Consider the following 14,602-nt stretch of genomic DNA (forward strand, 5'->3'; position numbering starts at 1 on the left):
AATTAGCATAGAATATAGTTTACAAGCTTAGAAAAGGCGTTTCACTTATTTGAAACACACAAAGTTGGCTATGTGCGAAGAAATATATTTCTTTTTGTGTTTTTTTTAATATATAAAATCTATGTTTCTATGGGTGTCAATTAAATTTTACTTCCCCGCCAATCTTCCCAGTGTTTGTATTGATTGACGCAATTCATTCGTCCACGGTAAACCAAAACTCAATCGCATACAATTAGAAAACTGATCCTGCAAAGAGAAAATTCTTCCCGGCGCAATACTAATATTATGTTTCATCGCCAAATGATAAAAAGCCGCCGTATCAAAGTTTTTATCCAGTTCAAGCCAAAGAAAAAATCCCCCTTGAGGCTGACTTACTTTCGTTCCCGTTGGAAAAGATTCCAGAACAGTATTGATATAATTATTACAATTCTGATTCAGGATTTGGCGTATTTTTCGAAGATGATTTTCATAACGACCGTTTTTCAAAAAATCCCCAACAACCTGATGCGTAATAGTAGGAGAGGAGAGCGTATGATAAATTTTATTCCTTAAAATTTCCTTTTTAAATTTCCCCGGCGAAACCCAACCCACACGATATCCCGGAGCCAGAGTTTTAGAAACTGAACTGCAGCAAAGCACAATTCCGCTTTCGTCATAAGTTTTACAATTTGTTGGTCGGCTGGCGCCAAAGTACAAATCACCGTGAATATCATCTTCGATTAACGGAATATTATAAAATTCCATTAATCTCACTACTTCTTGTTTATGTTCATTTGGCATCATACTTCCGGATGGATTGCTAAAATTACTCATCAACAAACAAAGCTTCACTTTCTTGGACGAAAGCGCTTTTTTCAAAGCCTCAAGTTCAATTCCGGTGGTCATATTTGTGGGTAATTCCATAATATACAATCCCAGTGATTTAGCCAATTGCAAGATTCCAAAATACGCCGGACTTTCAGTAATAATAGTGTCTCCCGGTTTAGTCAGCGTCATCAGACAATGTGATATGGCACTTGTACAGCCCGGCATTGTAATAATATCTTCCTCCGTTAGTGATCCGCCCCAGGTAAAAGACCATCTTGCAATTTCCCGTCTTAAATTAGGATTCCCTTTAACTTGCTCGTAACTCGTCCCGCTATTAGGCAGTTGACGCATTGCCTGAACCATACCTTTGTTTAATTTGGCAATTGGCAGAAGTTCATTAGACGGAAAACCCAGCGAAAGCATCGTAATACTCTCATCCATCATATTACCGTAAACCTGATCGATTAAATCTTGTCTGTCAACGTTTTCACACCTTAAAATCGGGCTGCTTGGCGATGGTTCATCAATTATTCTGGCCGAAGTATTACTTACATAATAACCCGATTGTGGTCTTGATTCGATCAAAGAACGGCTTTCGACTTCATAATAAGCCTTACTAACTGTACTCATGCTGTAACCGGTTTCGGCGCAGACTTCACGGATTGACGGCAGTTTATCACCAACATTTAAGAGACCCGATTTTATCTGTTTTTCGATTCTGTCAGCAAACTGAAGATATAAGTAATTAGAATTTTTCATACAAAAATAAAAACTGTTATGGTGCAATTTACAAAAACTGTATCTGTATTGCTGTTTTATTTTTTAGAAATTTGTTAAATCAGAAAATTATTTAAAAAAGCTTTCCGTGAAAACAACAAAATACTACATAGCTGCGATTACCTGTTTTGTAATCTGGGGATTTTTTAGTTTGGTTTTAAAACCAATACATGACTATGCCTCTTTAGATATTTTATTCTACCGTGTTTTTAGTTGTAGTATTCTAATGTTATTGATTTCTGCTACATTCAGACGAAAAAAAGTAAAAGAAGCGATAGAAACTTTTAAAGGATTTTCGAAAGCCGAGAAGAAAAAGACGGTCTTATTAAATATCGGCGGAAGCGTTTTTCTAATGGCAAATTGGTTCACATTCATTTATGTAATGAATCATGTTAGCGTAAAAGCCACTTCTTTGGCCTATTTGGTTTGTCCAATTTTGACCACTTTACTGGCCTATTTTATTTTGCATGAAAAACTAAGCAAAACACAATGGATGGCGGTTGGACTAAGTATTTCCGGCTGTGTGCTTTTGTCTTATGCCAATATCATGGACATGTTTTTTAGCATCATTATTGGTTTTACATACGCATCTTATTTGGTAAGTCAGCGTATCAACAAAGGTTTTGATAAATTTATAGTGCTAACGTTCCATATTACAATGGCTGCCTTGTTTTTATTGCCATTTTATCCGGCTTATAGCGGCCCGATTCCAACAGAATTTAAGTTTTATTTCTGTATCGAAACCATCGCAATTTTGTTTACAATCTTTCCGTTGTTCCTTAATTTATATGCCCTTTCGGGAATTAATTCATCAACAGTTGGGATGCTTTTAAATATAAACCCAATGATAGCTTTTCTATTGGCGATGTTTTTATACAAAGAAAAATTCGGACCAATACAAATTCTGGCATACGGAATCGTTTTTCTTGCAGTATTGGTTTTTAATTCACATCATATTTTTGCCATTAAGCAAAGACTATTACAATATCCAAAGGTTCTAAAATAACGAAAGGTTGTTTATATTTTTTATTGGTTTAGAAGTTAAATTACCGGAACCTTCAGGATATTCAAAACAGGAATGATTAGTTTCATTCCTGTTTTTTTATGAAGTTTTTTTGAGAGGTTTTTTGCCACGAATTTCACGAATGAGTACGAATTTTTTCTTTGCGTAAGTTTAAAAAATATAATTAGTGAAAATTAGTGAAATTTGTGGCAAACTTTTTTCATTTTTCCGTTACGAATTCACGAATTGATTTTAAATTTTGTATTAGAAACTGAAGAAAAAATCCTTTAAATCTGTGGCAAACTTTTTTCATTTTTTACCAACCTGAATTAAAAATATTCAATTACTTTTATTTAGCGTAATCTGCCAGAAAATAAAAGAATTTAAACTAGATAAAATTAGAATGTATAATAAGCTACTTAAACTTGTAACAGAGATCATAGAGATTGATAAATCAGATGCAATATTGGTTGAAAGTCTTTTTGAAACTATAGATTGCAGCAAAGGAGAAATTCTGGAAGTTGAAAACAAAGTTGCGAAGTATTTGTATTTTATTAATTCTGGTTTTATAAGAGTTTATTACAATCAAAATGGCGATCAGATTACAACACATATCAATTGCCCATCCGGGTTTATTACTTCTTTTAGTAGTTTTATAAACGGAACTATTGCGTTGGATAATATTGAATGCATTACGTCATGTGAAGTATTACGTATTACAAAAGATAACTTTGATATTTTATGTAAAACGAGTCAAAAATGGGCAGATTTCGCCAGAATTATTTATGAAAAATCGATAATTTATAATGAGCAACGAACAAAAGACATTATTGATTTATCGGCTGAAAAAAGGTATCTGAAAATACTAAAAGATACCCCTTCAATGATTCAAAACGTTCCTCTTCAATATATTGCTTCATTTATTGGAATTAAACCAGAAAGCTTAAGCAGAATTAGAAGACAGCTAATTACCTAACATAGGTCAAGTAGATTGATTTAGTTATTTATGATTTTTGCATCAGAAAATAACTAAAAAAATGAAAACAGTAAAAAACAAAACGGTACTTATTACCGGAGCATCATCCGGAATTGGCGAAGCATTTGCTTACGAACTGGCAAAAAAAGGCGCAAATCTTATTATTACCGCCCGATCAGAAGACAAGCTAAAAGTCCTGGCCAGCAAAATTTCGAAAAAATATAATGTTGAGGTTAATGTCTTTACGGGTGATCTCTTAAAAAAAGATACTCCCGTAAAATTATACAATCAAATAAAACAAGCCGGACTCTCAGTAGATTTATTGATAAATAATGCGGGATTTGGTAAATGGGTCAATTTTTTGGATGAAAGTATTGACGGATACGAAGAAATGATTGAGATCAATATTAATGCACTTGTAAAATTGTGCTATCTGGTATTGCCTGAAATGCTTGAAAAAGGAGATTGCGGAATCATTAACGTTGCCTCTACAGGAGCATTGCAGCCGTGTCCGTATGTTGCGACCTATTGTGCAAGTAAATCATTTGTATTGAATTTTTCAGAAGCATTATATGGCGAATATTACAAAAAAGGTGTAACTATAACTGCTCTTTGTCCGGGTAATACAACAACAGGATTTCAGGCTATAGCCAAAGCAAATACAAAAGGTATGAGTGCTGATAGTTCAGAGACAGTTGCTAAAGAAGCAATTTCGGCATTATTAAAAAATAAAAGCTTTAAAATAGTAGGTACAATGAATTATTTGCAATCTTTTTTACCGAGATTATTACCGAGAAAATCAGTTATTAATATTGTTCAAAAAATGATGAATGATAAGGTAAATGGTTTAAAAAAGTAAATATTCAGTTTTCAATTCGCAAGTGTAATAACTTGCGGATTAATTATGAGAATCTTAACGTATTTTGATTCATAAATTTCTTTAATTTAACAAAAGCTAAATTTAGATTCTTTATGAAAAATACCAAGCTCCAAGCCTTTACTCCGTTGTTTTATTTAGTATGGTCTGATGATTTGCTGACTCAAAAAGAGTTTACCACAATTCAGAAATTCATTAATGATTTGACTTGGCTTTCGCCCGAAGAAAAACAGCAGCTTCTTTCTAAAGTAGACATTTCAAATCCGCCTTCGCGAAATGAACTCTCGCAATGGAAACTGGATATTGAAAAAAACATTCAGAATAAAACAGACATAAAATCGATTTTTGATATTGCAGTAGCCCTTTCAGAAAAAGATTTGGATATTTCGGCACTGAAATCCAATTTTATAAAGCTGGAGAATGATCTGGGAGTTTTAGGAGAAGAAGTAATTCAGAATTTCAAAACTAAAGCAAGTTCTTTTACTGCAAATTCTCAAACCAACAGTGATTTTGATATTCAGAAAATAACAGAACTTCTGGACGGAAAAGAAGCTGCAATTATCAAAAAAGTAAAATCGATTATTTCAAAACCAGAGTTTGCTTACGAAACTTCGACAGATATAAATGTGTATCGTCAAACAGTTTATAATTGGTGCAAAATCCTCGCAGATGAAAATTTGGGAAATATGGCGTATCCAAAACAATATGGAGGAGGAGAAAACATAGCTGATTATTTTGCGATCATGGAAACCTTAAGTTACCACGATTTAAGTTTAGTGATAAAATTTGGCGTTCAGTTTGGACTTTGGGGAATGAGCGTTCAGTCGTTAGGGACAGAGAAACATTATGCCAAATACCTAAAAGATATTGGTACATTAAAAATTCCGGGTTGTTTTGCAATGACCGAAACGCATCATGGATCAAATGTAAAAGGACTTGAAACAACAGCAACTTACAATCATAACGATCAGACATTTGTAATTCATACGCCAAACAAATATGCCCAAAAAGAATATATTGGCAACGCCGCAGTTCACGGACAAATGGCAACTGTTTTTGCAAAACTAATTATTGATGATCACGATTATGGTGTGAATGCTTTTGTAGTTCCACTTCGGGATACAAACGGAAATACTTTAAAAGGCGTTACAATTGGTGATTGTGGTCATAAAATGGGATTAAACGGCGTAGATAACGGAACGATAAGTTTTGATAACGTTGTGATTCCGAAAGAAAATATGCTCGATCGTTTTGCTTCTGTAAATGATAAAGGAGAATTTGAAAGTCCAATCCCGAGTGATAATAGGCGTTTTTTTACCATGTTAGGCACTTTAGTTGGAGGGCGAATCGGGATTCCGCGTTCGGCTTTGGCTGCAGCCAAATCAGGATTAACAATTGCTATTCGATACGGCGATCAACGCAGACAATTTGGTCCCGAAGGCGGATCAGAAGTTCCAATTTTAAATTACAGAATGCATCAACGAAGATTGATTCCGTCATTGGCAAAAACGTACGCGGTACACTTTGGTTTACAATATCTTACAACCCGTTTTCTGAACAGAACCGAAGCCGAAATGCAGGAAATTGAAGCTTTGGCAGCCGGAATGAAATCTTATTCGACCTGGAGCACAAGAGATATTTTGCAAGAATGTCGCGAAGCCTGCGGTGGAAAAGGATATTTATCTGAAAACCGAATCAACGCTTTAAAAAATGATACCGAAATTTACACCACATTCGAAGGTGATAATACAGTCTTGATGCAATTGGTGGCTAAAAACCGTTTATCTGAGTTTAGAAAATCGTTTGGTGAAATGGGTTCTTTAGGAATCATCAATTATGTATACGAAAATGCAAAAACAGCAATTACAGAGAAAAATCCAATTGCAACCCGAAGAACAGATGACGAACACTTGCTTGATGGCGAGTTTCATTTACAAGCTTTTATTCATCGAGAAAAGGCAATACTAGCATCGGCTGCAAGACGTATCAAAAAACTAGTTGACGGAGGTTTAGAACCTTATGATGCTTTTAATGTAGTTCAGCATCAAATGATCGATGTAGCTCAGGCTTATTTGGAAAGAGTAGTTCTGGAACAATTTCAACTGGCAATAAAAACAGTAGGAGATCAAAAGACAAAAGAGATATTGACAAAACTAAGTCATTTATATGCACTTTCGCAATTTGAAAAAAACAAAGCGTGGTATCTTGAAGACGGTTATATGGAAGCCGTAAAAACCAAAGCAATTCGTAAAATGGTCAATCAGCTTTGTTGGGATATTCGACCAGATGCGGTTTCATTAGTAAACGCCTTCAATATTCCGGAGAGTTGTCTGGCGGCGCCAATTGCGGCTTTATAATATTTTTTTTCGCCACGAATTCACGAATATTTTCAAATTATTGTTTGGAGAAAATTCGTGAATTCGTGGCTATTTTTTATTCGTAATCAAAACCCAATCTTGTCATCCCAAGGAACGAGGGATCTCCGCAAGTACCTCGACAATTCGGGAAAATACTTAATAACGAGAGCTTTGTCGAAGTTTAAAACTTTGACAAAGCTTTTTTGCTATTATCAATTCATTTAAAATCCTAGAAATTCTATTTATTCTCTTTAAAAATCAGTGATTTTAAAGGTTTTTTAGTAATGTGTAATTATTGAAATATTCTGAACCATGTTAATAATATTACATGTTTGTGTGTTTAATATTATGATAAGTGAAATTTTATATTGTTTTATTTGGTGATATGGAAAAAAGTATTTAATATTGCTTCTATGTGAAGCAATGAAATATTTTAGGTTTTATAGTTTCCACATTTACCAACACCACTAAAATTTCCAACTATGAAAAAAACAATTATAAAAACAGCGCGAGTTTCTCTTTTGACCGCGTTGGTACTTTCTAATTTATCATGGAATAGTATTTCTAATGATGAAAATAATCCGCCAATTCTAACTATTAAAGGATTTACTTTTAAGGATTTGAATAAAAACGGAAAATTGGATATTTATGAAGATACACGTCTTTCAATCAAAGAACGCGCTAAAGATCTTGTCAATAAAATGACTGATGAGGAGAAAGCGAATTTACTTATGGGAACCGGAATGCCAGGTTTCGACGGGTTAAAACCTGTAGTTGGTGCTATTGAAGGTCGTGTTCCCGGAGCTGCAGGAGGAACTTACGAAATTAAACGTTTAGGAATTCCGGCTATTATTGTAGCTGACGGACCCGCGGGACTGCGCATAAAACCAATTCGGGAGAATGATAAAAACACTTATTATTGTACCGCGTTTCCGGTTGGAACAGCTTTGGCTTCGACTTGGAATGAGGCGTTGATTGAAAGTGTGGGAAAAGCAATGGGAAATGAGGTTAAAGAATATGGCGTTGATGTTTTATTGGCTCCGGCTTTGAATATTCATAGAAATCCGTTGTGTGGAAGAAATTTCGAGTATTATTCAGAAGATCCTTTAGTGGCTGGAAAAATAGCTTCGGCAATGGTAAAAGGAATTCAGTCGAATGGAGTAGGAACTTCTATCAAGCATTTTGCAGCCAATAATCAGGAAACGAATCGCCTTTCTATAAACGAGCATATCAGCGAAAGAGCAATGCGAGAAATTTACCTTAAAGGTTTTGAAATCACGGTTAAAGAGTCGAATCCATGGACGGTAATGTCTTCTTATAATTTAATTAACGGAACTTATACTTCGGCAAGAAAAGATTTATTGACTGATATTCTTCGTAACGAATGGGGTTTTAAAGGAATTGTAATGACGGATTGGTTTGGTGGTTTTGCCGGATTTCAATCGATAAGTGAAGGAAGCAGTAATGTAACACAACAATTAGATTCAGGAAATGATTTATTGATGCCGGGAATTCCAGCTCAAAAAACAGCAATTGTTGAGAGCATGAAAAGTGGAAAACTTTCTAAAGAAGTTGTAGACAGAAATGTTGAACGAATTGTAGAGTTGGTTTTGAAATCTCCCATTATGGAAAATTACAAATACTCTGATAAACCCAACTTAAAAGAGCACGCGCAAATTACAAGACAAGCGGCTTCTGAAGGAATGATTTTATTGAAAAATGATCAAAACGTTTTGCCTTTTACCAATAAAAAAGGAAAAGTAGCTGTTTTTGGAGTAACTTCTTATGATTTTATTTCGGGAGGAACAGGAAGCGGAGATGTAAATGAAGCTTATACTGTTTCGTTAATTGAAGGTCTGAATAATGCAGGTTTTTCACTTAACGAAGAAATTAAAACAACTTATACGCCATTTGTAGCTAAAGTTAAAGCTACAGAAATGGAAAGCCGCAAGAAAGAAGGTTTCCTGGCTTTGCCAAAACGATTACCGGAATTAAAACTGGAGAAAGACTTTCTAGAAAAACAAGCTTCATCATCTGAATTGGCAATTATTACCATAGGAAGAAATTCAGGTGAAGGCGGAGATCGTAAGGTTGACGATGATTTTAATTTGGCAAATGATGAAGTAGAATTAATCAATAATGTTTCAGAAGCTTTTCATGCAAAAGGAAAAAAAGTAGTTGTAATTATGAATGTTGGCGGTGTTATTGAAACGGCAAGCTGGAAAAATAAAGCAGATGCAATTTTATTGTCTTGGCAACCGGGACAAGAAGGAGGAAATTCTGTTGCTGATGTTTTTTCAGGAAAAATAAATCCGTCCGGAAAACTTACAATGACTTTTCCAATGAAATATGAAGATACACCATCGGCTAAAAACTGGTTGGGAACTCCTGCTGATAATCCGATAAATGTAACTTATGAAGAAGGTGTTTATGTTGGATATCGTTATTATAACACTTTTAACGTAAAACCATCTTATGAATTTGGTTTTGGAAATTCGTATACAACTTTCGATTTTTCGGATGTAAAACTAAGTTCACCAACTTTTAATTCAGCATTGACAGTTTCGGTTACAGTAAAAAACACAGGGAAAGTTTCGGGTAAAGAAGTGGTTCAGCTTTATTTATCAGCACCTTCAAAATCAATTGATAAACCAAAAGAAGAACTAAAAGCTTTTGGTAAAACCAAAGAATTAAAACCGGGTGAAAGTGAAACTCTAAAATTGACTTTATTGCCTAAAGATTTAGCTTCATTTCTGGAGAATAAAAATGCCTGGATTGCCGAAGCAGGAACTTATAAAGTTTTGGTTGGCGCTTCTTCTTTAGATATTAAGAAAACATTGGAATTTTTGGTTCCGAATGAACTTACAGTCGAAAAAGTAAAGAAAGCTTTTGATTTAGAAACCAAATTTACTGAGCTTAAGCCTTAGTTTCAAAGGGAAAAATATTTTATAGAAACCCGAAATCGTATTAAATAATTTCACTAAAGATTCAATCTGAGTATTTAGTGAAATTATTTTATTTATAAGATAAACGTTATTGAAATATGATTATTTATATCATCTATTAAAAGAATCGTTTCTAAACCATTGTTTTATTGCAATAACTAGCCTTTTCAAAATCTTTAATGTTAATCGAAATAACCGGAACTTCAGGAAGTGTAGCATTCAGTTTAGATACAATTGCTTTTGATAATTGAGCTTTTTGATCCGTATCTCGACCTTCCAAAATATATCCGAAAACATGAATAAAATCGTTCAGAGAATTTCCGTTATTATAATACGAAAATGGATTAATACGAACCTTAATTTCAGAAGGAATAAAAAGTTCTGTTGATAAAGCCGCATTAAAAACTTCCTGCATTATATCATCTGCAGATTTCAATCGGATTACGTTTTCAGAGCAATCAATAACAAAGTGTGGCATGAGTGTTTATGTTTAGATTATTGAAAAATTTAGTTTAACCAAAATTATGAAAACATTCTCATGATTGCTTTAAAATAGCCTTTTTATAAAGATTATTATTTCAAAAATTTGTTATGATTTTTAATATTCAGTAAAATGAGCAGACTTCATAAATAATTCAAATTTATAGCACGACTTTCTTATATTTGTAGGTCTTATATCTTTACTCAGCTTGAAAAAATATTTGTCATTCCTGTTAATTGTTCTTGTCAATCTGCCTGTTTATTCATTGGATAGTACAGATGCTATTTTAGCACAGTTAGACAATGCTTTAAAAAACAAGGAGCGATATGTTCAGTTAAAAGAAGAGCGTATTTTGAACTTCAAAAAAATCAAATCTGATAATTTAACGAAAGAGCAGGAGTACAATTTCAACAAGACTTTATATACAGAATATCTAAAATTCAATTCAGATTCGGCTATTCATTATGTCAAGAAAAATCTGAAACTTGCAGATGAACTTCAAAATAAAGATCTCAAAGATCTCGCAAATCTTGAATTAGTGACACTTTATTCTTCTTCGGGAAAATATCGCGAATCAGAAGCTATTTTAAAAGCGATCAACAAAAATCAATTGTCAAAAGAATTGCTTCCGGAGTATTACGAAGCCTATCGGGAATTTTACGAGCATTATGTAGCCAACAGTTACGACCCAAAGTACATCAAACAAATTGCAATGTACCGTGATTCGTTATTGACAGTATTAAATCCTGAAACGTTGAAATATAAAATCAATGTGATTCAGCGAAATATTCATCACAAACAATTTGGTATTGCCCAGAAAAAATTGATGCGTTTATTAGGGACAGCAAATCAGGACGATACACAATATGCAATGATTGGATATCTTTTAGGAAGTATTTATGAAACCACACATCAATTAGAATTAAGAAAAAAATATTACGCACTTTCTGCTTTATCGGATATTAAACATTCCATAAAAGACAATGCTTCTTTGCAGGAACTGGCTTTGGTTTTTTATGAAATTGGTGATGTAGATATGGCGTATAGATTAACACAATCTGCTATTGCAGATGCTCTGTTCTGTAATGTACAGTTTCGAACTTTGCAAATGTCTGAAGTATATTCGATTATTAACACGGCATATTTAGAAAGAGAAGCCAAAAGAAAAATGCAGTTGCAAATGTATCTTTTGTGCATCAGTATTTTGACAGCATTTTTGATTGTGGCGGTTATTTATGTGTATAAGCAAATGAAAAAAGTATCCCGAATTCGTGGAGAGCTTTTTATAACAAGTCAAAAGTTAGCCGAATTAAATAAAGATATTACGGAAACTAACAGTCAATTGCAGGAACGTAATGCGCAATTATCAGAATCGAATCATATTAAGGAAGAGTATATTGCGCATTTCTTTAATTTGTGTTCGACGTATATCAATAAACTGGAAAACTATCGCATTATTTTAAACAAGAAAGCGACGGCGAAACAGTTCGACGAAATTTATAAAATTTTAAAATCAACTACTTTAGTTGATAATGAACTCGAGGAATTGTACAAGAATTTTGATATTATCTTCCTGAATTTATATCCCACTTTTGTAAAAGACTTTAACGCTTTACTGATTACCGAAGAACAAATTGTTTTAAAACAAGGAGAATTGCTAAATACAGAGCTTCGTATTTTTGCTTTAATCCGTCTTGGAATTACAGACAGCGTAAAAATTGCAGCATTTTTGAGATACTCTTTAAGCACAATTTACAATTATCGCACAAGAGCAAGAAATAAAGCGGCAGTTTCCCGAAATGATTTTGAAGAAATGGTCATGAAAATTGGCTTAATTACCTTAAAAATCTAATTATTTTTTTTAAAACCACTACTTTTTTTGATAATTATTTTTTGTTAAAATATTGATAATGAATAATTTGATTTTTTATTTCACTACTTTTTTTCGTTTAAAAATTCAACACGAACTATAACGTTTTAGCTTTACAATATTATTAAAGGTGTTTTCGAGAACAGCAACCTTTAATAATAATCAAATGCTTTAATAAATTAATTAGTTATGTTTAAAAACGTTAAAACAATTGTTGTTTTACTTTTGTTAGGCTCTTTTGCTGTGAACGCACAGAATAAAGTTCCGGTTTATCTAGATGATAAAAAGTCAATTAATGAGCGTGTAGAAGATGCACTTTCAAGAATGACAACCGATGAAAAAATTGCAATGATTCATGCGCAATCAAAATTTAGTTCGCCAGGTGTACCGCGCTTAGGAATTCCGGAAAACTGGATGACCGACGGACCACACGGAATTCGTACTGAAGTTAAATGGGATGAATGGGATCAGGCAGGTTGGACAAATGATTCTTGTATTGCATTTCCGGCTTTAACGGCACTTTCTGCAACATGGAACAAAGAATTGTCTTCTTTATATGGAAAATCAATTGGTGAAGAAGCAAGATATCGTAATAAAAATGTATTGTTAGGACCTGGGGTTAACATCTACAGAAGCCCATTAAACGGTCGTAACTTCGAATATATGGGAGAGGATCCTTTCCTGACTTCAAAAATGGTAGTTCCTTATATCAAAGGTGTACAATCAAACGGAGTTGCAGCTTGTGTGAAACATTTCGCTTTAAATAATCAGGAAACAGGTCGTAATTCAGTAAACGTAATTGTTGATGATCGTGCTTTATACGAGATTTATTTACCGGCTTTTAAAGCTGCTGTTCAGGAAGGTGATGCTTGGGCAATTATGGGATCATACAATAGATATAAAGGACAACATTGTTGTCATAATGAGTATTTATTAAACGACATTCTTCGTGGAGAATGGGGTTTCAAAGGTGTTGTAGTTTCAGATTGGGGAGGTGTTCATGACACAAAACAAGCAATTCATAATGGTTTAGACATGGAATTTGGTTCTTGGACCAACGGACTTTCATGGGGAACAAGCAATGCTTATGACAATTATTATTTAGCAAAACCATATTCGACTATGATTGCTAAAGGCGAAATTGGAACTAAAGAACTGGACGAAAAAGTACGTCGTATTTTACGTTTATCTTTCTTAACAACAATGGATAGAAATAGACCTTTTGGATCATTTGGAACAGCTGAACATGCTCAGGCAGGTTTAAAAATTGCGGAAGAAGGAATTGTATTGCTTCAAAACAAAAACAATATTTTGCCAATTGATCTTTCTAAAACTAAGAAAATTGCAGTTATTGGAGAAAATGCTATTAAAATGATGACTGTTGGTGGAGGAAGTTCTTCGCTTAAAGCAAGATATGAAATCACACCGCTTGAAGGTTTAAAGAAAAGAATTGGCAATCAGGCAGAGATTGTTTACGCTCGTGGTTATGTGGGAGATCCAACAAGTAATTACAATGGAGTAGTGGCAAAAGTGAGTTTAGAAGACAAACGTTCTCCTGCTGAATTGACTGCTGAAGCTGTAAAAGTAGCTAAAGATGCTGATATTGTTCTTTTTATTGGAGGAACAAACAAAAGCGACAAACAAGATGCTGAAGGATTTGATCGTCAGGAATTAGGACTTTCATACGGTCAGGATCAATTAATTGCTGAATTAGTTAAAGTAAATAAAAACATCGTTTTTGTAAATATCTCAGGAAATGCTGTGGCTATGCCGTGGGTAAAAGAAGTTCCGGGAATTGTACAAGGTTGGTTTTTAGGTACAGAAGCAGGAACTGCTTTGGCGGCAGTTTTGGTTGGAGATGTTAACCCTTCAGGAAAATTATCTTTTACTTTCCCAGTAAAATTAACTGATAACGGAGCTCATGCATTAGGAGAGTTTCCTGGTGGAGATGACGTAACCTACAAAGAAAGCATTTTTGTTGGATACCGTTGGGCCGACAAACAAAAAGCAAAACCATTATTCTCTTTTGGACACGGTTTAAGCTACACGACTTTTGAATACGGAAAAGTAACGGCAGACAAAAAACAAATGTCAGCCGGAGATCAGATTACATTTTCTGTTAAAATCAAAAACACAGGAAAACGTGAAGGTTCAGAAGCCGTTCAGCTTTATATCAGTGATTTGAAATCATCATTGCCACGTCCGATAAAAGAGTTAAAAGGTTTTGAGAAAATTTCGCTTAAAGCGGGAGAAGAAAAAACAGTAACATTTACAGTAGATAAAACAGCTTTAAGCTTTTTTGATGATAAAAAACACGAATGGGTTGCTGAACCAGGAGACTTTGAAGCAATCATTGGTGCATCATCTACAGACATAAAATCTAAAGTGGGCTTCTCACTTAAATAGTTTTTATCATTTCTAAATTGGTTGGTTGTAAAGCTGCAATTGTAAAAGGTTGCAGCTTTATTTTTAAATTATTTTACCATTAAGAGATTGAGAAATAAGCTTA

Annotated in this window: 9 protein-coding genes; 7 read left to right on the forward strand and 2 right to left on the reverse strand. The window is 33.9% G+C overall.

What is annotated here, in order from left to right; genetic code table 11:
* Positions 1-147: 147 nt before the first annotated feature.
* Positions 148-1,566, reverse strand: a complete 1,419-nt coding sequence (locus tag CHB81_RS06190) for a PLP-dependent aminotransferase family protein (RefSeq protein ID WP_089351023.1) — start codon at positions 1,564-1,566, stop codon at positions 148-150.
* Between the two features lie 106 nt (positions 1,567-1,672).
* On the opposite strand from CHB81_RS06190, the gene CHB81_RS06195 reads away from it, so the two are divergent.
* From CHB81_RS06195 to CHB81_RS06215, 5 genes are all read left to right on the forward strand, one after another.
* On the forward strand, positions 1,673-2,590 hold the full coding sequence (locus CHB81_RS06195; RefSeq protein WP_089351024.1) for an EamA family transporter: 918 nt from the start codon (positions 1,673-1,675) through the stop codon (positions 2,588-2,590).
* 400 nt (positions 2,591-2,990) lie between these two features.
* Positions 2,991-3,563, forward strand: a complete 573-nt coding sequence (locus CHB81_RS06200) for a Crp/Fnr family transcriptional regulator (RefSeq protein ID WP_089351025.1) — start codon at positions 2,991-2,993, stop codon at positions 3,561-3,563.
* A 61-nt stretch (positions 3,564-3,624) separates the two neighbouring features.
* Positions 3,625-4,422, forward strand: a complete 798-nt coding sequence (locus tag CHB81_RS06205) for an SDR family oxidoreductase (RefSeq protein ID WP_089351026.1) — start codon at positions 3,625-3,627, stop codon at positions 4,420-4,422.
* Positions 4,423-4,535: 113 nt separating this feature from the next.
* Positions 4,536-6,797, forward strand: coding sequence for an acyl-CoA dehydrogenase (locus CHB81_RS06210; protein WP_089351027.1), 2,262 nt, complete (start codon positions 4,536-4,538; stop codon positions 6,795-6,797).
* Between the two features lie 482 nt (positions 6,798-7,279).
* A complete protein-coding gene (locus tag CHB81_RS06215) occupies positions 7,280-9,724 on the forward strand; it encodes a glycoside hydrolase family 3 N-terminal domain-containing protein (RefSeq protein WP_089351028.1) in 2,445 nt (814 codons plus the stop codon).
* A 151-nt stretch (positions 9,725-9,875) separates the two neighbouring features.
* Here CHB81_RS06215 and CHB81_RS06220 read toward each other — a convergent pair whose 3' ends face one another.
* Positions 9,876-10,220, reverse strand: a complete 345-nt coding sequence (locus tag CHB81_RS06220) for a 5-carboxymethyl-2-hydroxymuconate Delta-isomerase (RefSeq protein ID WP_089351029.1) — start codon at positions 10,218-10,220, stop codon at positions 9,876-9,878.
* A gap of 211 nt (positions 10,221-10,431) precedes the next feature.
* Between CHB81_RS06220 and CHB81_RS06225 the strand changes: the two genes are divergently transcribed.
* Positions 10,432-12,075: a DUF6377 domain-containing protein gene (locus CHB81_RS06225; protein ID WP_089351030.1), complete on the forward strand. Its 1,644-nt coding sequence runs from the start codon at positions 10,432-10,434 to the stop codon at positions 12,073-12,075.
* A gap of 207 nt (positions 12,076-12,282) precedes the next feature.
* Positions 12,283-14,499: a glycoside hydrolase family 3 C-terminal domain-containing protein gene (locus CHB81_RS06230; protein WP_089351031.1), complete on the forward strand. Its 2,217-nt coding sequence runs from the start codon at positions 12,283-12,285 to the stop codon at positions 14,497-14,499.
* Positions 14,500-14,602 lie beyond the last annotated feature (103 nt).

This window comes from Flavobacterium sp. ov086 (assembly GCF_900187965.1).
Classification (GTDB): Bacteria; Bacteroidota; Bacteroidia; order Flavobacteriales; family Flavobacteriaceae; genus Flavobacterium.